Annotated in this window: 20 protein-coding genes; 13 read left to right on the top strand and 7 right to left on the bottom strand. The window is 73.0% G+C overall.

Annotated features, from left to right (window positions below; all coding sequences use genetic code 11):
• Positions 1-10: 10 nt before the first annotated feature.
• The 4 genes from ACOJV7_RS06595 to ACOJV7_RS06580 all read left to right on the top strand — a co-directional run bounded on the left by ACOJV7_RS06595 (position 11) and on the right by ACOJV7_RS06580 (position 3123).
• Positions 11-952 carry a cold-shock protein gene (locus tag ACOJV7_RS06595; protein ID WP_420189335.1) on the top strand — a complete coding sequence of 314 codons (942 nt, stop codon included), beginning with the start codon at positions 11-13 and terminating at the stop codon, positions 950-952.
• 63 nt (positions 953-1015) lie between these two features.
• Positions 1016-2203: an acyl-CoA dehydrogenase family protein gene (locus tag ACOJV7_RS06590; RefSeq protein WP_420189334.1), complete on the top strand. Its 1188-nt coding sequence runs from the start codon at positions 1016-1018 to the stop codon at positions 2201-2203.
• Positions 2204-2290: 87 nt separating this feature from the next.
• Positions 2291-2695 (top strand): tetratricopeptide repeat protein, encoded by a 405-nt coding sequence (locus ACOJV7_RS06585; protein WP_420189333.1) that lies wholly within the window; start codon positions 2291-2293, stop codon positions 2693-2695.
• Between the two features lie 119 nt (positions 2696-2814).
• Entirely contained in the window at positions 2815-3123 is a 309-nt protein-coding gene (locus ACOJV7_RS06580) for a hypothetical protein (RefSeq protein WP_420189332.1), read from the top strand.
• Positions 3124-3230: 107 nt separating this feature from the next.
• Here ACOJV7_RS06580 and ACOJV7_RS06575 read toward each other — a convergent pair whose 3' ends face one another.
• From ACOJV7_RS06575 to ACOJV7_RS06565, 3 genes are read right to left on the bottom strand one after another with little or no spacing between them, the layout of a single operon-like run.
• On the bottom strand, positions 3231-4184 hold the full coding sequence (locus tag ACOJV7_RS06575) for a MerR family transcriptional regulator (protein ID WP_420189331.1): 954 nt from the start codon (positions 4182-4184) through the stop codon (positions 3231-3233).
• A gap of 58 nt (positions 4185-4242) precedes the next feature.
• Positions 4243-4839 carry a methylated-DNA--[protein]-cysteine S-methyltransferase gene (locus tag ACOJV7_RS06570; RefSeq protein ID WP_420189330.1) on the bottom strand — a complete coding sequence of 199 codons (597 nt, stop codon included), beginning with the start codon at positions 4837-4839 and terminating at the stop codon, positions 4243-4245.
• Entirely contained in the window at positions 4836-5315 is a 480-nt protein-coding gene (locus tag ACOJV7_RS06565) for an RNA polymerase sigma factor (RefSeq protein ID WP_420189329.1), read from the bottom strand. Before ACOJV7_RS06565 ends, ACOJV7_RS06570 begins: the two co-directional genes overlap by 4 nt.
• Before the next feature lie 76 nt (positions 5316-5391).
• Here ACOJV7_RS06565 and ACOJV7_RS06560 point away from each other — a divergent pair, with 76 nt between their 5' ends.
• The 5 genes from ACOJV7_RS06560 to ACOJV7_RS06540 all read left to right on the top strand — a co-directional run bounded on the left by ACOJV7_RS06560 (position 5392) and on the right by ACOJV7_RS06540 (position 10272).
• Positions 5392-6222 carry a glycerophosphodiester phosphodiesterase family protein gene (locus tag ACOJV7_RS06560; RefSeq protein ID WP_420189328.1) on the top strand — a complete coding sequence of 277 codons (831 nt, stop codon included), beginning with the start codon at positions 5392-5394 and terminating at the stop codon, positions 6220-6222.
• A 9-nt stretch (positions 6223-6231) separates the two neighbouring features.
• Positions 6232-6693: an ATP-binding protein gene (locus tag ACOJV7_RS06555; RefSeq protein WP_420189327.1), complete on the top strand. Its 462-nt coding sequence runs from the start codon at positions 6232-6234 to the stop codon at positions 6691-6693.
• Between the two features lie 232 nt (positions 6694-6925).
• On the top strand, positions 6926-7822 hold the full coding sequence (locus ACOJV7_RS06550; protein ID WP_420189326.1) for a DUF5926 family protein: 897 nt from the start codon (positions 6926-6928) through the stop codon (positions 7820-7822).
• Between the two features lie 133 nt (positions 7823-7955).
• Complete coding sequence (locus tag ACOJV7_RS06545) at positions 7956-8735, top strand: glycosyltransferase (protein ID WP_420189325.1); 780 nt, start codon at positions 7956-7958, stop codon at positions 8733-8735.
• Complete coding sequence (locus tag ACOJV7_RS06540) at positions 8716-10272, top strand: MptA/MptB family glycosyltransferase (RefSeq protein ID WP_420189324.1); 1557 nt, start codon at positions 8716-8718, stop codon at positions 10270-10272. The genes ACOJV7_RS06545 and ACOJV7_RS06540 overlap by 20 nt, the downstream gene beginning before the upstream one ends.
• On the opposite strand, the gene ACOJV7_RS06535 is transcribed toward ACOJV7_RS06540, so the two are convergent.
• Positions 10199-12385 carry a hypothetical protein gene (locus ACOJV7_RS06535; protein WP_420189323.1) on the bottom strand — a complete coding sequence of 729 codons (2187 nt, stop codon included), beginning with the start codon at positions 12383-12385 and terminating at the stop codon, positions 10199-10201. The two genes, ACOJV7_RS06540 and ACOJV7_RS06535, sit on opposite strands and share 74 nt — an antisense overlap.
• A 76-nt stretch (positions 12386-12461) precedes the next feature.
• On the opposite strand from ACOJV7_RS06535, the gene ACOJV7_RS06530 reads away from it, so the two are divergent.
• Positions 12462-13730: a glycosyltransferase 87 family protein gene (locus ACOJV7_RS06530; protein ID WP_420189322.1), complete on the top strand. Its 1269-nt coding sequence runs from the start codon at positions 12462-12464 to the stop codon at positions 13728-13730.
• Between the two features lie 138 nt (positions 13731-13868).
• On the opposite strand, the gene ACOJV7_RS06525 is transcribed toward ACOJV7_RS06530, so the two are convergent.
• Complete coding sequence (locus ACOJV7_RS06525) at positions 13869-14486, bottom strand: TMEM165/GDT1 family protein (RefSeq protein ID WP_420189321.1); 618 nt, start codon at positions 14484-14486, stop codon at positions 13869-13871.
• A 102-nt stretch (positions 14487-14588) separates the two neighbouring features.
• Here ACOJV7_RS06525 and ACOJV7_RS06520 point away from each other — a divergent pair, with 102 nt between their 5' ends.
• Positions 14589-15005 carry a DUF4446 family protein gene (locus tag ACOJV7_RS06520; protein WP_420189320.1) on the top strand — a complete coding sequence of 139 codons (417 nt, stop codon included), beginning with the start codon at positions 14589-14591 and terminating at the stop codon, positions 15003-15005.
• Positions 15002-15925 carry a prephenate dehydratase gene (pheA, locus tag ACOJV7_RS06515; protein WP_420189319.1) on the top strand — a complete coding sequence of 308 codons (924 nt, stop codon included), beginning with the start codon at positions 15002-15004 and terminating at the stop codon, positions 15923-15925. Before ACOJV7_RS06520 ends, pheA begins: the two co-directional genes overlap by 4 nt.
• Before the next feature lie 170 nt (positions 15926-16095).
• Here the strand turns inward: pheA and ACOJV7_RS06510 are convergent, their stop codons facing one another.
• The gene (locus ACOJV7_RS06510; RefSeq protein WP_420189318.1) at positions 16096-17103 is read right to left on the bottom strand and encodes a 1-acyl-sn-glycerol-3-phosphate acyltransferase; all 1008 of its coding nucleotides are present in this window, start codon (positions 17101-17103) and stop codon (positions 16096-16098) included.
• Positions 17104-17136: 33 nt separating this feature from the next.
• On the bottom strand, positions 17137-17949 hold the full coding sequence (locus ACOJV7_RS06505; protein ID WP_420189317.1) for a patatin-like phospholipase family protein: 813 nt from the start codon (positions 17947-17949) through the stop codon (positions 17137-17139).
• Positions 17950-18057: 108 nt separating this feature from the next.
• Between ACOJV7_RS06505 and ACOJV7_RS06500 the strand changes: the two genes are divergently transcribed.
• Positions 18058-19452 carry an HAD-IB family hydrolase gene (locus ACOJV7_RS06500; protein WP_420189316.1) on the top strand — a complete coding sequence of 465 codons (1395 nt, stop codon included), beginning with the start codon at positions 18058-18060 and terminating at the stop codon, positions 19450-19452.
• Positions 19453-19574: the final 122 nt, after the last annotated feature.

Raw genomic sequence — 19574 nt, 5'->3', positions numbered from 1 at the left:
AGGAGTAGCCGTGACCGAGGGAACCGTCCGCTGGTTCGACACCGACCGGGGGTTCGGCTTCATCGCCCTCGGGCAGGACGCAGCCGACCTCTACGTGCATGCGTCAGAGATCGTCAGCGACGACGTCAACAAGCACCTCCGCGAGGGGCAGGTGGTCGAGTTCGAGATCGGCGAGGGCGACCGAGGCCCACAAGCACGCCGGGTCCGGGTCACGGCCGACCGGGCCGCCGACACCCCGCTGGGGGTGCTCGGCACCGTCTCCTGGTACGAGCCGGCCAAGGGCTACGGCTTCATCACGCCCGACCGCGGTGACGCCGAGATCTTCGTGCACAGCTCGGCCATCGTGGGTGGTGGTGTCCTCTCGGACGGGCAGCGGGTGGCGTTCCTCGTCGTCGACGGGGAGAGGGGGCCGCAGGCGGACCACCTCCTGCCGCTGGGAGCCGAGGCCTCCCAGCAGGGTGCGACGTCCGACGGGGCGGACGGGACGGTGTCCTGGTACGACACGGACAAGGGCTTCGGCTTCATCGCGCCTGACTCGGGCGGCGCCGATGTCTTCGTCCACGTCCGGGAGCTGGCCGACGGGGTCCCCGAGGTTGGCGAGGGCGACCGCGTGACCTACGACGTCGTCATGAGCGAGAAGGGCCCGCAGGCTCGCGACGTGCGCCTCGCGCGCGGCTCCGCATCGCGTGCAGCCTCGACGTCGCAGACCAGGGCTCGGCCCGGACGGACGGTGACCTCTGACCTCCCGGTGCGCGGCGGCGAGGGGGTGGTCGCGCGCTTCGACGCGGAGCGAGGGTTCGGGTTCATCACCCCTGATGCGGGAGGCGCGGACCTGTTCGTGCACGCGTCGGTCATCAGGGACGGTGAGGCGCTTGAGTACGGCGACCGGGTCCGCTACCAGATCCGACAGAGCGATCGAGGGCCACAGGCCGACCGCGTCGAACGGGTGTGAGCGTCGTCGTCGGGACGTCGGCGTCGGGATGCGTGTCGGGCGCCCGCGGGTAGGTTGAAGCACATGGCCGCCGCTGCTCAGCACCCACTGGACCTCTTCGGGATCGACGGGCTGATCTCGGCCGACGACCGCGACATGCGAGACACCGTGCGCGCCTTCCTCGACGCCGAGGTCCGCCCCCACGTCCCGGGCTGGTTCGAGGCCGGCTCCGTCCCCGTCAAGGAGCTCGCCCCGACGTTCGGCGAGCTCGGCCTGCTCGGCATGCACCTCGAGGGCTATGGCTGCGCTGGGACGAGCGCGACGGCATACGGGCTGGCCTGTGCGGAGCTGGAGGCGGTCGACTCCGGCATCCGAAGCCTCGTCAGCGTCCAGGGATCGCTCGCGATGTTCGCGATCCACCGTTTCGGCACCGAGGATCAGAAGCAGGAGTGGCTGCCGCGGATGGCCGCGGGCGAGGCCATCGGCTGCTTCGGCCTCACCGAGCCCGACTTCGGCTCGAACCCGGCGGGCATGCGGACCAGGGCCAGGCGGGACGGTGACGACTGGGTGCTCGACGGCTCGAAGATGTGGATCACCAACGGTTCGGTCGCCGACGTCGCCGTCGTCTGGGCCCGGACCGACGACACCGACGGCGCGGCCGTCCGTGGCTTCGTCGTGCCGACCGACACCCCCGGCTTCTCCGCACCCGAGATCAAGGGCAAGCTCTCGCTGCGTGCCTCCATCACCTCCGAGCTCGTCCTCGAGGGTGTGCGACTGCCGGCGTCGGCGATGCTCCCCGAGGCGCGGGGCCTCTCCGGACCGCTGTCCTGCCTGTCCGAGGCGCGCTTCGGCATCGTCTTCGGCGCGCTCGGCGCCGCCCGCGACTGCCTCGAGGTGGCGATCGCCTACGCACAGGAGCGCGAGATCTTCGACAAGCCGCTCGCCGGCTACCAGATCACGCAGACCAAGCTCGCCGACATGACCCTCGAGCTCGGCAAGGGCATGCTCCTCGCGATGCACCTCGGCGCGCTCAAGGACGCCGGCACCCTGCGCCCCGAGCAGGTCAGCCTCGGCAAGCTCAACTCCTGCCGCGAGGCCATCGCCATCGCGCGCGAGTGCCGGACGATCCTCGGCGCCAACGGGATCGCGCTCGAGTACTCGCCGATGCGCCACGCCAACAACCTCGAGTCCGTCCTCACCTACGAGGGAACATCAGAGGTCCACCAGCTCGTTGTCGGCCAGGCGCTCACCGGGCACCCCGCGTTCCGGTGACGTCGCATCAGGGCTTCGATCGGTCCGGATAGCAGTGTCTAGGCCTGCTGCTAGAAGACGCTAGCGGTAGGCATCGAGGAGGGAACGATGACCGAGAACGCCTTCGGCGCACAGGACGCGCCCGGCCCTGACAGCGCCTTCGCCACCGACTACGAGCGCGCCCGCGAGCGGTTCGAGCTGGGGGAGTACCAGCAGGCCGCGGTCATCTTCGCCGAGCTCGTCGACCGCTCTGCCCTGGAGCCGCCGCTGCACGGAACGACCGAGCTCCGGCTCTACCTCGCGCGCTCCTACTACCACTCGGCCCAGCTCGCCCGGGCCGAGGAGATCCTTCGCGCCATGCTCGTCGACAACCGCGACGACCACTACGCGCTGCTGCTGCTCGGCCGGACCCTCCAGCGCCAGAGCCGGCACGAGGAGGCCAAACCCCACCTCGCCATGGCCAAGCTGCTCGGCGGCTACGACATCGACGGACCGGATCTCCCCAAGGACTGAACGGGACCCGCGACCGCTGGGCGTTCAACCTTGTACAAACCCTTGACAAACCTTGCACAGGGGAGTTGTGTGGTCGGCGAGGCCCTCCCCCGGGGCCCACGCCCTACAGGAGGAACGTCATGAAGAAGCTCGTCGCCACTGCCGCCGCTGGAGCCGCCGCCCTCGCCATCGGAGTCGTCTCCGCACCCGCGGCCAGCGCCGCTCCCGACACCGCCTGCCAGCGCGCCGGCCTCGCCGTCCTCAAGGACGCGGGCCTGCTGTCGGCTGTCGCCAAGGGTGGCCTGCCCATCGCCACCGCCGTGAGCGTCGGAGTCGCCCCGCGCGAGGGCACCGACGTGGCCTCCCTGCCGGACCCGCTGCCGCTGAGTGTCGTCCTCGCCGACCACCGCGCGGGTGACGACAGCCTGTTCATCTACCCCTGGTGCTGACGCGGGGTCGCCCCTTCCCCCACGCACCGGGTTGCCAGCGCCGCCCCTCACCACGCAGCCGGGTGAGGGGCGGCGCACTGCTGCCCGGCTCCCCGGCCCCACAGGCGTCAGGAGGGAACGGGTGCGCCCTCGAGCGCGGAGCGGAGCGCCTCGACGCCGTCCCCGAGGTCATGACCGAGGAGCAGGGCGCCGTGCGTCTCGTCCTGGTGACGCCCGCCGACGGCGACGACGGCGCGGGGCGCGTCGAGCCGAAGCCGGTCGATGACGGCCTGCGCGCCGGCGACGTCCGCCTGTCGCGGCACCGACAGCACCGCCGCGCCCGCGCGGCGCCCGGCGACCGCGCTCACCCAGTCCTGGGCCGGCAGGTCGGCGCCGAGGTAGGCGGTCCGCAGACCCGCCCGCCGCGCACCCACCGCGAAGGCCAGGAGTCCGAGCTCATGACGCGCACCCGCAGGCAGGGCCAGCACGACGAGCGGGCCGTCGGTCGTCTTCGGCTCCGCGTCGTAGAGCGCGGCGAGCCGGCGCTGGACGGCGTTGCTCACGAGGTGCTCGCCCGCCGGGGTGATCCGGCCGTCGGCCCACGCCCCACCGACCGCGAAGAGGACCGGCAGCAGCCACTCGTGCGCGACCCGCGTGAACTCGGCGAGCCGACCGTCGGTCCCCTCGCTCCCGTCGCCCTCCTGGCCAAGCACTCCCGCGAGCCCGCGGTCGAGCGCGTGCCCCAGCCGCTGTGCATCGAGGTCGTGCGCCGCCGCGAGCACCTCGTCCAGCCCCTCGGGCTCGACGGCAGGGGCGTCGACGAGCGACGAGTCGGCCACCGGCCGCTGCACCCCGTCGGTGCCCGCCACACGCCGCTTCGTCTCGGCCGCGGCCTCGCTCGCCGTCCACCCGTCGGCGACGAGCGCCGCCATGATCGACAGCGCCCGCACGTCGGAGTCGGAGTAGAGCCGGTAGTGGCCCTCCGACCGGACCGGTGCCACCACGCCGTAGCGGCGCTCCCACGCGCGCAGCGTCGGGAGTCCGATGCCGGTGAGCTCCGCCGCACGCTTGATGGTGTACATGGTTTGTCCAGAGTACGCCCGACGGGCCCAACGGGCCATCACCTCATGGTTCCACCCGTCACGCGCCTGGAGCGGTCCTCGCCTCGAGCGTGAGGAGGAACTCCTTGGCAGCCGGCCCGCCGGCATACCCACCGACGCGACCACCCACGGAACCGCCGGCCGGGAGCACGCGGTGGCACGGCACGAAGACGCACACCGGGTTCCCACCGAGCGCGGTCCCGACCGCGCGCGAGGCGCCGGGGCGCGCGATCGTCGTGGCGAGCTCGCCGTAGGTCGTCGAGGCGCCGTAGCCCACCCGCGCCGCGAGCCCGGTGAGCACCGACCGCTGGAAGTCGCTCGCGAGGACGAGGTCGACCGGCACCGAGAACCCGGTCGCCTGCCCCGAGAGGTATGCCGCGAGCTCGCGTCGCGCGGTGTCGAGCGGCTTCGCGTGGCGCAGGACCCGGGGCGAGACGTGGTCGGCGAGCCGCTGGAGCCACACGGACTCCTCGGCCTCGCCGGTGACGTAGGCAGAGGTGACGAGCCGGCCGTCCTGGCGGACCGCGAGGAGGAGGCGGCCCACGGGGGTGTCCTCGACGGCATACGAGACGTCGGTCTCCGGCAGGACGGGCCGGCGCACGGCGGGCGCGAAGTCCGAGAAGGGAGTGGTGGTCATCGCAGGTCCTCCAGGTCGAGTCGCAGGGTGGCGAGGGCGTCGGACACGAGCCGGCGGCTCATCGCGGGGGTCGTGCCGAGAGCGGCCGCGACCGCGCGGTGGTCGAGGTCGGCGACGTACTTGAGGACGACCGCCTCGCGCTGGCGCTCGGGCAGTGCCCCGACCCGGGTCCACAGCCCGTCGTCGGGCGCGGTCGGGGCGCCGACGACGGGCGCCGCGGCAAGCGAGGCCGGGTCGTCATGGGGAGTCGTGCGGCGGGCGGCACGGTGCGCGTCCATCGCGCAGCGGTGCGTGATCGTCAGCAGCCAGCCGCGCAGGTTGCGTGCCGACGTGAGCCGCGGGTAGGCCGCGAGCGCCTGCACCCACGCCTGCTGCGCGACGTCGTCGCCGAGCGTCGGGCCGGCGAGGGCATGGGCGAGCCGGCCGACGTCGCGCCAGTGCGCGTCGACGAGGCTCTGGAAGGGCGGCAGGCTCACGATGGTTGAACGGTATGCCGTGTCGTCGTGTGAGTCGCTGCCACCGCCGAGGTGTGCGCGCTGCCACGATGGGGCAATGGAGGCGCGTGCGGCTGGGCCCCCACCGGGGGGCCGCGGGCGACCTCGCGTCGTCGCCCACAGAGGGGCGAGCGCCGAGGAGCCCGAGCACACGCTCACGGCCTACACCCGGGCCTACTCGCACGGCGTCGACGGCATCGAGTGCGACGTCCGGCTCACCGCCGACCACCACCTCGTCTGCGTGCACGACCGCCGCGCCGACCGCACGAGCAACGGCAACGGCGTCATCTCGACGCTCGAGCTCGCCCGCCTGGAGGAGCTCGACTGGGCGAGCTGGAAGAAGCTCGACGACGGCACGGCCAAGGAAGGTGCCGACGCGGACCCCGAGCGCGGGCGGCTGCTCACCCTGCGACGGCTGCTCGACTCGCTCGTCTCCCAGCACCAGCCTCTCCTCACCCTCATCGAGACCAAGCACCCGACGCGCTACGGCGGGCTCGTCGAGCGCCAGCTCGTCACCGTCCTGCGCGAGCAGGGGCTCACGACCGGCGACCTGCCGCAGCTGCCGCACGTGCGCGTCATGTCGTTCTCGATCCTCGCGCTCATGCGGATGCGCGGGCTCGCGCCGCAGGTGCCGCTCGTCTATCTCGTCGAGGCGACGGCGCCGCGGTTCTCGTGGGACGGGTCGCTGCCGCGTGGCGTCAACATCATCGGTCTCGACGTCCGGATCGTGCGCCGCACACCGTCGGTCGTGCGCGCGCACCAGCGTCGCGGGCACGAGGTCTACGTCTGGACCGTCAACGAGCCCGATGACGTGCGGCGATGCGCGGACCTCGGTGTCGACGTCATCATCAGCGATCGGCCCGGGGACGTGCTCGGTCTGCTGGGTTAGAGTCCCCGCGTGACCTCAAAGAACGAGCCCGAGCTCGACGAGTTCGGCGGGACCATCGGCCAGGGACAGGTGCGCACCATCCGTGCGCCCTGGGGACCCTCGACCGTGACCCGCGTGCGCAAGGCCGTCGTGGCCGACCTGCGCGCCCGCGACCTCGATGAGCAGACCATCGACGAGTCCGAGATCGTCGTCTCCGAGCTCATGACCAACGCCATCCGCCACGCCCGCCCGCTCCAGGACGGCTGCCTGCGCGTCCGCTGGAAGGTCCGCGGCGAGGTCGTCGAGATCGAGGTCACCGACGGCGGCGGGGAGAAGACGCCTCTCCCCGCGCCCGCCGCCGTGTGGCTGACGAGTGGCCGAGGGCTGCGCATCGTCCGTTCGCTCGCCCACGAGTGGGGCGTCGGCGAGGACAAGGGCGCTCAGGTCGTCTGGGCCGCCATGGGTGGTCCGAGCCGCCGCCGCGCCACCTGACGTGTCGCCGGACGCAGGTGCCGTGCAACGTCCGGCGAGGTGACGGCATACCCACCACAGCTGCGGACGCAAGCGGAGGTGCGCCGGCAACGTCCGGCGAGGTGACGGCATACCCACCACAGCTGCGAACGCAAGCGGAGGTATGCCGGGTGCGCCCGTCCCGTGCCGGCGCACGTGCCGTTGTGGCGACGCCTGCGACTGGGAGGTTCGCGCCACCATTACGCTGACGCCCATGGGCAAGGCTTCGCGACGACGCAGGACCACCGACGACCAGGGCGCTCCCTCGAGGAGGCAGCGCACGGCGGCCGTCCCCTACGTGAACCGTCCCTTCGAGGGACTTCCGCAGGAGACCGAGTGGGTGGCGATCCGCGAGATCCTGCCCGCGGCCACGGTGGCGGTGCGGTTCGCCGAGGGTCAGGCGCCCGAGGGCGTCGAGGGGGCGACCGTCGCGACCGTGCTGCCGATGGCGTGGCCGGCGCTGCACCGCGCCGACGGCACCGTGCTCATCGGCACGCAGTCGGGCTCGTCGACCGGCGACCCGAGCCGTGACCTCGCGGCGCAGCTGCTCGCCGGTGCGGCGGTCGAGCCGGGCAGCGCCGTCGAGCACGTTCCTGCCGCGACCGCCGAGACGCCGCGCCTGCAGGACCTGCTCGACACGAGCGAGCCGCTGGAGTTCGTCGTGCACGAGGGCTTCGACTTCTGGGTCGAGGGGCAGGAGCTCGACGAGGAGGGCCAGGCCTCGCTCGACCGCGCCAACGAGTCCGTCGTCCCGACCCGCCGCATGTCGGCGCTGCCGTCGGCCTACTGGGTCCGGATCGGCGAGCGCACCTACATCCGCCTCGTCCTGCCCGACGACGAGGACACGGCGACCGACGCCCTCGCCCGGCTGCACGCCGCCGCCGAGTCCGGTCTGGGCGACGGCACGCGGCTCCTCGGCGCGTTCCGGGCGTGCGGGCTGCTCGTGCCCGTCTTCGAGGTGCCGGCCGACAGCGACCCGGCGGAGCACGAGGAGGCGCTTGGGGCGTTCGGCACCCGCTACGCGACGGCGCTCGCGTCCAAGGAGGCGCTCACCGCGGAGGAGCGCCGAGCCCGCTCTGGCCTGCTCAGCCGCCAGGTGACCCTGCGCTGATGACGCCCGGGCTCGGTCGGGCTGTTCGCGTGCCCCCTGCGGGTGGCGTGGCGACTTCAGGCGGCAACCTCGCACTTCGGAGCGGAACTGTTCCCACCCGAAGTGCGAGGAACCCACTTCAGGCGGGAATCTCGTGACGAGCCGGGCGGTCGCGGCGATCGTCCCGTGCAAGGACGAGGCCGACCGCATCGCCGCCACCGTCACCGCCGTCCTGGGGCTCGAGGGCGTCGACCGGGTCGTCGTCGTCGACGACGGCAGCTCCGACGACACCGCCGCCGTCGCCCACTCCGCCGGCGCCGACGTCGTCGTCCACGCCCGCAACGCCGGCAAGGCCGCCGCGCTCGCGACCGGGGTCCGGCACCTGCGCGAGCTCGAGGCCGCCGAGGGCGCCATCCCCGACACCGACCCTCGCACCCCGCGCCACCTCCTCTTCGTCGACGGCGATCTCGAGGCCTCCGCGGCCAACCTCGGCGTCCTCGTCCCGCCGGTCCTCGCGGGCCGCGCCGACATGACGATCGCGACCCTGCCCCCGCAGAAGGTCGCCGGCGGAGGCCACGGCTTCGTCGTCCGCCTCGCCCGCGACGGCATCGAGCGGCTCACCGGCTGGAGCCCCGTGCAGCCCCTCTCGGGCATGCGCTGCCTCACGGCCGAGGCGTTCGACGCCGCGACCCCGCTCGCGCCCGGCTGGGGCGTCGAGGTCGGGCTCACCGTCGACGTCCTCACCGCCGGGCTGCGCGTCGAGGAGGTGCCCTGCGAGCTGCACCATCGCGTCTCCGGCCGCGACTGGCGGGCACAGGTGCACCGCGCGAAGCAGTACCGCGACGTCTGGCGCGCCCTCACCCGGCGCCGCCTCGCACGCCGGCTCCGCCGAGTCCTCACCGAGCGTGCACCCGGTGTCGCAGCCCGCGGCTGACGCCAGCGAGGCCGGACCCGACGGCCGCCTGGCCCTCGGCGCTGCCGCGACCGCTCGCGCGGAGCGCGTCCGCGTCGCACTGCTCGTCGCGTCGTTCGCGCTGCTCCTCCTCGTCGGCCTCGCCCTCCCGCACGCCGCCGCGCCCGACCTGGGCCCTCGCGGCTGGGCGCCGGGCACCCTCCTGCCGGTCACGCTGGGACCGGCGGCCGTCACGGCTGCGATGTGGACGGCATACGTGCTCGGTGGTCTCGGGGTGCTCCTCGGGATCCTCGGGCGCAGCACCGGGCTGCCCCGCCCGCTCGTCGCGGCGCTCGCGGTCGGCGCGGCGCTCACGGCGCCGTTCGGCTCGGGCGACCACGTCAGCTACGCCGCCTACGGCCGGATCCTCGCGCTCGGCGACAACCCCTGGCTCGAGTCGCCGGTGGGGTGGCGCGGCGGGACCGACCCCGTCGTCTCGGCCGTCGAGGCGCCGTGGACCGAGGAGCCCAGCGTCTACGGGCCGTTCGCGACGATCGTCCAGGGGCTCACCTCGCTCGGCGGCGGCGACAACCTGCGCGAGACGGTCTGGCTGTGGCAGCTCGTCGTCATCGCGTCGTGGCTCGCCGTGCGCTGGTGCCTGCGCCGCGTGCTGCCCGGCCGCGAGGCCCGCATCGACGCGCTGTGGACCGCCAACCCCCTCGTCTTCTCGGTCGGCGTCCTCGGCGCCCACGTCGACCTCCTCGCCGCCGCGCTCGCCGTCGCCGCCGTCTGGGCGGCGCACCGGTATGCCGGTCTCGGCGGTGCCGCGCTCGCCGGCACCCTCGCGGCGCTCGCCCTCTCGTCGAAGTTCACGTATGCCGTCGTGCTCCTCGCGCTCGTCGTCGCCTTCTCGTCGCGGCGGGTCGCCCGCTCGAGCGTCATGCTCGCGGTGGCTGCCGTCGTCGCCGGCGCGCTGCACCTGTGGGCGGGGCCCAACGTCTACGACCAGATCGGACGGTCGGCCCGGGCGGTCTCGCTCGCCACACCGTGGCGGACGGTCTTCGAGGCGCTCGGGCGCGACGTCGCCGCACGCAGCACCGTCTCGATGCTCGCAGCGGTCACCGCCGTCGTCTTCGCGCTCTGCCTCATGCGGCTCGTGCGGTCCACCCCGACCGTTGCGTCCGGCAAGGTGGCGCCCCTGGCCACCACCGTGCCGGACGCAGCGGTGGGTCCTCGTGCGCTGACCGCCGTCGCGGTGCTCACCGGCGCCTATGCGCTCGCCGCGCCCTACTCGCTGCCGTGGTACGACGTCATCGTCTGGGCCGCCCTGCCTGCGGCCCTGCCCGGCATCGCCGACCTCGTCCTGCTTGCGCGGCTGTGGGTGATGTCGATGGCCTACACGCCGGGACGGGTGCTCGGCATGACTCCCGGGGTGGAGGACGTGACGATGACGGCGCGCACGACCGTCGCGCCGGTCCTGCTCCTCGCGACCTGGCTGTGGCTCGTCACGAGCGCCGTGCGCGCCGGGTCCCGGCGACGGCTCGCAGGTCCTCCTCGAGGTTCCGCACGACGACGCTGACGATGAGCGGCACCGCGACGGTCGCGCCGACGGCGGGGATGGCGGTGCCCGAGTCGTTGATGAGGAAGCCGATCGTGAGCGTGATGACGAGCGCGATGAGTCCGGCGCGCAGGGTGGGCATCTTCTCGAAGGACTTGCCCAGCCCGCGCGAGCCCCACGACGTCGGGCGCGCGAGGACATAGATGACGAAGAGCAGCGCCGCCGGGACGAGCAGCGTGAGCGGCGCGTTGCCGAGCAGGATGCTCCAGTTCTGCTCCGCCTTGCGGATGACGATGTCGAGGGCGTTGCCGTCGAGAATCGCCTGGATGAAGCGGCCGAGGTGGCTGCGGTCGTCGGGCGCGCGCAGCCAGTCGAGGAACGCGACGCCGAAGAAGAGCGCGGCCGACCCCACGCCGATGAGCAGGATCCGTTTCCACGTCATCCGCAGGCCGAGGATCGAGAGGATGAGGTAGGCGATGCCCGGGATGAAGGCGGGCGGACCGCCGCCGTCGGCGCCCCAGAACGGCGCACCGTCGACGATCACCGTGAAGATGCCGATGCAGAGGACGACGACCGCGGCGATGCGCTCGCGGTGATGGGCCACGAGATAGCTCGACACCGCCGTCGCGAGGAGGATCGCCGAGGTGGCGAAGAGCGCGAAGGTGACGTTGCCCATGCCGTAGAAGCGTCCGGCGACGACCGGCTGCAGCCCCATGAGCGAGGACTGCTGGAGCCGCGACCCCGTCATGACGTCGCCGGCGAGGACCGCCATCGTCACGGCGGCGACGAAGGCGAGCGGCCCGAGGGCCGAGCGTCCCCACGGACCGCGCAGGCCGGCATACGCGATGAGGGCGACGAAGAGACCCACGGCGGCGACGATCGAGAGCATCGGGAGGGGGAAGCGCCACCACGGCAGGAGGTTGGCGAGGAAGGTCGACGCGGGCACCGACGCCGCGGCGACGGCGATGACGCGGACGATGCCGAGCACCTTGCGGCGGGTGTCGGGGCCGCCGATCTTGCCCTTCCAGACGAGGAGGACGAGGAGGTAGATGACGAGCTGGCCGTAGGCGAAGGTGTTGAAGAAGGGCGGCACGAGGCTGTGCACCTCGTGGCTCGCGAGGTCGTAGTCGACGAGGCTCTGGAGGCGGTCGGTGGCACGGCGCTCGGAGTTGTCGGGGGCCTGCTCGCTCGTCATCGTCGTGCCGCCGAGGCCGCCGGGGGCGGTGATCCCGGTGAGCGACATGACCGTCACGGGGATGTCCTGGGCCTGGACGAGACCGGGCTGGCGGGTCGAGGGGGCGTTGAGCCGGCCGGACCCGTAGTGCGGTCCACGGGCGACGGCGAGGCGGAGGCGCTCGGTGACGCCGGCGTCCGAGAGGCTCGCGACGATGAAGTCGGCGCCGCCGGGAGCGGCCGTGATGACCTGCCCGATCCGCTCGTCGACCGCCTTGACCTGCTCCTCGCGCGAGCCGCCGACCGTCTCCTCGCCCTCGGCGATGTCGTCGGGGTCGCGCACGCTGCCGACGTCGACGATCGTCAGCGGGCAGGTGTTCATGTCGACGAGGAGCGTGTCGGGAGACCACGGGGAGTAGCGGTCGGCGGTGCCCTCGGGCATCGCGGCGGCGATGGCGGCGCCGGGGCCGACCGGCTTGATGCAGACGTCGGACCGCGCGGCGGACTGGCCCAGCAGCCCGAGCTGGCTGTCGAACTTGCGTGACGCGGCGGCCTGCTCGAACGTCGACCAGCCCGGCACGACCCCGCCGCTCGGCTCCTCGATCGGGGCGCAGGGTCGCAGCTGGGCGCGGCCCTCGCCCTCGCGAGGGGCGGCGGCGCGGTTGGCGGCCGAGAGCCCGAGCCACCCGTCGACGGGGCAGGTGTTGGTCTCGACCGACCGGATCGACATCGCCGCGCTCGAGCCGTCGCGCAGGAGCATCCAGAGGTTGGGGGTGTCCTCCTCGGACACGTCGGTCCAGGTGATGCCGCCGGTGCCGATGAGGACCGTGGCGCCGAACGGCTCGGGTGCCGCGGGGCGACCGGATGCCCCGGACGCGGGGGTCGCGAGGAACGCCGCGCCGACGAGCCCGAGGACGGCCGCGACGGCTGCGAGGAGTACCGACAGGGCTCGACGAGTCACGGCAGCGATCCTACGTGCGGCGTTTCGCGGGTCAGGTGGTGAGGATGTGTGCGACCGGTGAAGACAGAATGGGCCCGTGACCTCGACCCCACCGGTGCGCCGGCGCCCCCTGCCCGCGCGGGTGCAGTGGCCCCTGGCCGTCGTCGTCATCGCGCTCGCGGCACTGCCGGCGGTGCTGCGCTACATGGTCTTCTGGCCGCTCGACCAGTGGCAGGTCGACGTCGAGGTCTACCGCGAGGCCGGGGTCTCGATCCTCACCGGCCGCCCGATCTATGCCGCGATGACCGAGGCGCCGCAGCTGCTGCCCTTCACCTACCCGCCCTTCGCGGCTCTGCTCGCGATTCCGTTGGCGTGGGTGCCGTTCGGGGTGGCCGGGTGGCTCTGGACCGCCGCCCAGGTCGCGGCGACCACCGCGATCGTCTGGTATGCCGGGTGGCGCCTCATCTCTCGCGCCGGCGGCTGGGTGCCCCTCGCGCTCGCGGCACTCGTCGCGCCGATGCTGTGGCTGCACCCGGTGTCGGACGGGATCCGCTTCGGGCAGGTCAACGCCTTCATGGTGCTCGCCTGCCTCATGGACCTGCGCCGGCCGCGACCCGGTCTGCTGCGGCACGTGCCGCCGGGTGTCCTCGTCGGGCTCGCGATGTCGATCAAGCTCACGCCCGGCGTCTTCGTCGTGCACTACCTCGTCAACCGGCGCTGGCGCGAGGCGGCGACCGCGGTCGGCACGGCGGTCGGCGTGACGCTCGGGTCGTGGGTGCTCCTGCCCGAGGCGTCGTTCGCCTTCTGGGGCGGGGCGCTGCAGGACCCGGCCCGGCTCGGGCCGAACTTCGGCACGTCGAACCAGTCGATACGCGGGTTCCTCCTGCGCGTCGGGCCCGACGGGTTGTTGGGGACGGCGCTGTGGCTCGTGCTCGTCGCGGTCGTCGGGGTCTTCGGGTCCCGGCTGGCGCGGCGGATGTGGCTGCGCGACGACTCGGTCGGCGAGGTCGCGGTCGTCGGGCTGCTCGCCTGCCTGCTCTCGCCGGTGGCGTGGATCCACCACTTCCACTGGGTCGTCGTCGTCATCTTCGCGCTGCTCGGTGCGCAGCCGTGGCGTCGCGGAGACCCGGCAGCGCCGTGGTGGCGCTCGCGTCGGCTGGTGGCTGCGGGTGTGGTCACCGCATGGTTCCTCATGCGGATGCCGTGGTGGGGGATCTCCTGGCTCAACCACCCCGACTGGCCCGAGCTCCCCGGCCGCATCCTCCAGAACGCCGACGTCGCCGGCGGCCTCGTCGCGCTGGGCCTGCTCTGGTGGGTCACCCGCGAGAACGACGCAGACCCCGACCCCGAGCCCTTGCGTCCGTAGCTCTGGTGGCCAGGCCGTCACCTTGCCGGACGCAAGGGGAGGGGACGGCATACGCGCTGGCCTGCGTCCGCAACTGTGGTTGCCAGGGCGTCATCGTGCCGGACGCAAGGGGTATGCCGGGTGCGCGCCTTCAGCGGGTCAGAAGACTCCGAGGATCTGCAGGACGCTGACCGCCGCGAGGACGAGGCACACCGCGCCGCCGACCCGGCGGATCGTCGAGAGCCGGATCCGCTGGAGCAGCGTGCGGCCGAGCAGCGCCGCGAGGCCCGAGACGGCGGCGAGCGCGAGGAACGCGCCGATGAAGACCGACACCGCGTCGTCGAAGCGCAGCACCATCGAGGCGGTGAGGATCTGCGAGAGGTCGCCCCACTCCGCGAGGAAGAGCACGGTGAAGCAGAAGGTGACGACCTTCCACCCGGCGAGCTGCTTCGCCGCCGACTTCGCGCCGAACTCCTCCTCGGTCTCGGCCTCCTCCTCGTCGGCCTTGCTCGCCCCGCGCAGCAGGATGATGCCGCCGACGAGGAAGAGCAGCGCCGCGAAGATCTCGATCGGCCGCTTGGGGAGCTGGTTGAGGACGCCACCGATGGCCACGGCGACGAGCGTCTGGACGAAGAACGCCGCGACGACCCCGACCCACACGAGCAACGGACGGAACCGCGTCGCCATGACGAGCGTGGCGATGAAGGTCTTGTCGGGGAGCTCGACGACGAAGATCGTGCCGAAGACGATGGCGATGGTGACGAGGTCGATGCCCATGATGGGCAGGAGCCTACGAGTCAGGACCCGCTGCGCCGGACGCCAGTCCACGGGTCGGTGGGCCGCGAGCCGGTCGTGGGCGGACGGCATACGCTGGCCGTCATGTTCGGGACCAACGCAGTCGAGGCGGTGCTCCTGGCCGTCCTCGTGCTCGTGCCGGTCGCGCTGCTCGTCGTGCTCCTCGTGGCCGTCGCGCGGCTGCGGGCACGGGTCGACCACCTCGAGCGGCAGCGGCCCGTCGGCGCCGGCGAGCTCGCGGCGCTGCGTGCCGACATCGGGCAGGCGCTGCGGCACGTGGCGGTCGTGCGCTACGACGCGTTCGGCGACATGGGCGGTCGGCTGAGCTTCAGCGCCGCGATCGTCGACGACAGCGGCGACGGCGTCGTCCTCTCCTCGATCCACGCGCGCGGCGAGTCCCGGACCTACGCCAAGGGCATCACCGGCGGCGGCTCCGACGCCACTCTCACGCCCGAGGAGCAGCAGGCGCTCAGCGCCGCACGGACAGGAGCGAAGGGATGACCCGCTACGGCTACCTCGGGCCCGAGGGCACCTTCACCCAGATGGCGCTGCTCGCCTGGGGCGAGTCCCACGACGGCGAGCGGGTGCCCTTCGGATCGGTCGACTCGGCGCTGGATGCGTTGCGCCGCAGCGAGATCGACGCGGCGATGGTGCCGATCGAGAACTCGGTCGAGGGCGGGGTGTCGGCCACCCTCGACGCCCTCGCCAGCGGCGACCCGCTGGTCGTCATCGGCGAGGTCAACGTGCCGATCACCTTCGTCCTCGCCGCCCCTGCGGGGACGCGCCGCGAGGAGGTCAGGGCCGTCGGCACGCACTCGCACGCGTGGGCCCAGGTCCGCGGCTGGATGGGCGTCAACCTCCCCGGCGCGGCCTACGTCCCGACGCTCTCGACCGCGGCCGCGGCGGCCGGGCTCTCGGGCGAGGTCGCCCAGGCCTACGACGCCGCCGTGTGCGCTCCCATCGCCGCCGAGAACCACGGGCTCGAGGTCCTCGCCACCGACATCGGCGACCGGGCCGGCGCGGTGACCCGGTTCGTCCTCGTGTCGCGGCCGGGCACTCTGCCCGAGCGCACCGGCGCCGACAAGACGACGGTCATGCTCTTCCAGCGGCACAACCGCGCCGGTGGCCTCCTCGAGCTGCTCGAGCAGTTCGCGGTGCGCGGCATCAACATGACCCGCCTCGAGTCGCGCCCGACGAAGAACTCGCTCGGCTCCTACTGCTTCTCCATCGACTTCGAGGGGCACGTCCTCGACGAGCGCGTCGGCGAGGCGCTCATGGGGCTCAAGCGCGTGTGTGCCGAGGTGCGCTTCCTCGGGTCCTACCCGCGCGAGGACGGCGCGGCCGTCGACGTCGCCCCGCTCACCACCGACGCGGACTTCGCCGGCGCCCGCGACTGGCTCCACTCGCTGCGCGGCACCTGAGCCTGCACAGTTCGACGCCGCCGGTGGGCACGCCACGCGGCAACCGAGCCGAGCTCCGTCCCGCCGCCCGCTGAGGACGGCTCGGCGCCGTCACCGAGCGCGCGTCGTTTGCCGCGCACGGTGCTCAGCAGGCGAGCGGTCCGCGCGAGGCGGGCGGACGGCATACGGGATCAGTGCTCGTATGCCGTGACCCACTCGTCGATCTCGGTCCACCTCTCGTCGAGCCACTCCTCGATCGCGGGGGCGTCGTCGGGCACGTCGCCCGCGGCGTAGGTGTGGGTGCGCACGAGGAACGGGCGGCCGGTGAAGGGGATGGCGTCCCAGATCTCCTTCGGCGTCGAGAGCTGGCCGAACCCGGCGTGGCCGACGATCATGACGTCGGCGTCGGGTCGCTCGTCGAGGACGGCGACGACCCCTTTCGTCTTGGGGGGCAGGGTGTTGAAGAGCGAGATGGCCCGGCGGGCGCGCAGCTCCTGGCCGGCCTCGCGCATCCGGTCGATGAGGCGTCGGCGCCGGTCCGGCGAGAAGTTCTGGCCCTCGGGGAAGAGCAGGAGCACGTCGTCGTGCTTGAGGCCGCGGGCGAGGGCCCGCACCCCTTCGACGCGGTCGTCGCCGGCGCCGGTGCGCGAGGGGACGAAGTAGGAGCGCATCTCGGTGAGCAGCGTGTCGACCATCGGGTCCCAGCGCAGGGCCTCGGCGAGGACGATCTTGGGCATCCGCCCGGCGGTGTGGCCGAGGAGCCACGCGAGGGCGACCGAGTCACCCGGGCCGGCGTGCCGGGCGAAGGCGACGAGCGGGGCGCCCTCGTTGCCGAAGTGCATGCGGTCGTCGAGGCGAACCTCGAAGCCGACCCAGCGCTTGCCGAGGATCATCGCCCGGTTGAGGCCGGCGAGGAAGACCTCCTCGTGGTCGTCCTCCCACGTCGGTCCGGTGCCCTCGGGGTCCTTGAGCCGCAGCCGCCAGCAGTCGAGGAGCATGCGGACGTCGACCCACACGAGCCCGACGCCGAGGACGCTCACCCTGAAGAGCCGGGCCCGCTTGTCGACGAACGACGCGAACGCCCCGGCGACGACGACCGGGGCGGCGAGCCCGGTAAGGGCGGCGGCGCCGACCGGCCAGACGACGGGCAGCACCCGGCGGACCAGCCGGGGCGGCTTCGGGATTCCCGCGAGACCCATGGCTCGACCCTAGGGGTATGCCGGACGGAACCGTCAGAGGTGGGCCAGGTAGGCGGTCGAGGCGGCATACGCCTGTTCGGCGCGCTCGGTGAGGCGCGACTGGCGGCCGTAGCCGAGGGCGACGGACGGCGACTCGGGTGCGCCGCTCGGCAGGACGTGGACCTCGACGCCCTCGGGGATCGACTCCATCTCGTGGACGTAGCGGTGGCGCCGCGAGATCTCGAACGCGACGACGCCGACCTCCCACGGCCGGCGTGGTGGAGCGAGGGGCTGCTCGACCCGGCCCACCTGGAGCACGAAGATGCGGTCGGCGCCGAGGCTCACCGCGCGCCCCACCGGGATCGAGTGGACGAGCCCGCCGTCGAGGTAGTGGTGCCCGTCGATCTCCACCGCCGGGAAGAGCCCGGGCACCGAGCACGACGCGACGACGGGGTCGACGATCTCGCCGCTCGAGAACCACCTCGACCCGGCCGTCTCGATGCACGCCGCGACGCACTGGAAGGGCACCTCGAGCTCCTCGAACGTGTCGACCGGGAGGTGGTCGTCGACGATCGAGCGCAGCGGCGCGCTCGTGAGCAGGTGGGTGCGGAAGCGGGCGATCCGGGCCGCGGAGCGCATCGGGTTCTCGAGGAAGACCCCGCTCGACCCGACCGCCCGCCACGCCTCCGCGAGGGCCCGGATGCCGTTCACCGAGGGGTCGGCGGCGACGAACGCGCCGTTGAGCGCGCCGATGCTCGTGCCGACGACGAGGTCGGGCTGGAGACCGCGCTCGGCGAGGGCGCGGAGCATGCCGAGCTGGGTCGTGCCGAGCACCCCACCGCCGCCGAGCACGTATGCCGTCGTCATGCCGGCCAGCCTATGCACCGTGGGTCGTCGCACCGTGGGGTGCGTCGCATCGTGGGGTGTGCGTCGCACGGTGGATGGTGCGTTGGGGTGCAGTCCTAGGGTGGGCCCATGCCAGGTGCCGCGTTCTTCGACCTCGACCGGACCCTGCTCCAGGGCGGCACCGGTCCGCACCTCAGCCAGGCGATGGTCGACCTCGGGCTCGTGCCGCGCTCGCTGCCCGGTCAGGGCCTGCTCTTCAAGGCGTTCGACCTCGTCGGCGAGAACCTGCCGTCGATCTTCCTCGCCCGGCAGGCCACCCTCGTGGCGCGCGGCAAGGACTCGCGCAGCTTCGACGCGGCCGCGGCCAACGCTGCCGAGGTCATCGCCGAGCTCGTCCACCCCTTCGCCCTCGCGCTCATCGAGCAGCACAAGGCCGAGGGTCGCATGGTCGTCATGGCGACGACGACGCCCGAGCACCTCATCAAGCCGCTCGCGGACCGGCTCGGCTTCGACCACGTCCTCGCGACCCGTTACGGCACCAAGGAGGACGGCCGGTTCGACGGCTCCATCCGCGGGCCGTTCGTCTGGTCGACCGGCAAGCTGAGCGCCGTGCGGCACTTCGCGGTGCGGCACGACATCGACCTGCGCGAGAGCTTCGCCTACTCGGACTCGATCTTCGACGTCCCCCTGCTCGAGGCCGTCGGCTCGCCCGCCGCGGTCAACCCCGACCCGCGACTGACGATGTATGCCGTGGCGCGCCGCTGGCCGATCGTGCACTTCGACGTGTCGCCGGGTGTCTTCAAGGTGCCGGTCCTCGGGATCGAGCTCCAGCGGTTCATCCTCGAGGGTCTGCGCTCGACCTTCTTCCCGTGCGCGCGGTTCGACATCGAGGGCGTCGAGAACATCCCGCGCCACGGACCGGTCATCCTCGTCGGCAACCACCGCAGCTACTTCGACGTCGTCGCGATGGCCAATGTCGTCCGCCGGTCGGGCCGCACGGCGCGGGTGCTCGGCAAGAAGGAGCTCTTCGACGTGCCGGTCCTCGGCTCGTTCATCTCCGCCGCCGGCGGCATCCGCGTCGACCGGGGCGAGGGCGGGCAGGTGTCCTACGACATGGCGGCGCTCGCGCTCGAGGGAGGCGAGATGGTCGGCCTGCTGCCGGAGGGGACGATCCCGCGTGGTGAGGCCTTCTTCGACCCGGTGCTGCGCGGCAAGACCGGTGCGGCTCGGCTGGCGGCGGCCAGCCGTGCTCCCGTCATCCCCGTCGGGATGTGGGGCACCGAGAAGGTCTGGCCGCGCTCGTCCAAGCTGCCCAACCTGCTCAACCTCTCGGACCCGCCCACCGTGCGCATCCGCGTCGGCGAGCCGGTCGAGCTCCTCTACCGCTCGGCCGCCGCCGACACGAAGCGGATCATGTCGGCGATCAGCGACCTGCTCCCGCCGGAGGCGCGCGAGCAGCAGGTGCCCACGCTCGAGGAGCTCCGCGCGACCTACCCCGACGGCCGCCTCCCCGACGAGTCCTGACCGCCCCACCCGGGGCGCGCGCGAGCGCAGCCGTGAGGTGCTGCGGGTGGAATGGTGGCGGGGTTCGGGGCGTTGGGAACCCCGGTCGACCCTGTGGACGACGGGCTGAGGGTGTCGGCGCG

The organism is Knoellia tibetensis (assembly GCF_048606415.1).
In the GTDB taxonomy this organism is placed as follows: Bacteria; Actinomycetota; Actinomycetes; order Actinomycetales; family Dermatophilaceae; genus Knoellia; species Knoellia tibetensis.
Note: the sequence above shows the minus strand (reverse complement) of the source record. Positions and strands in the feature narration are given on the sequence as shown.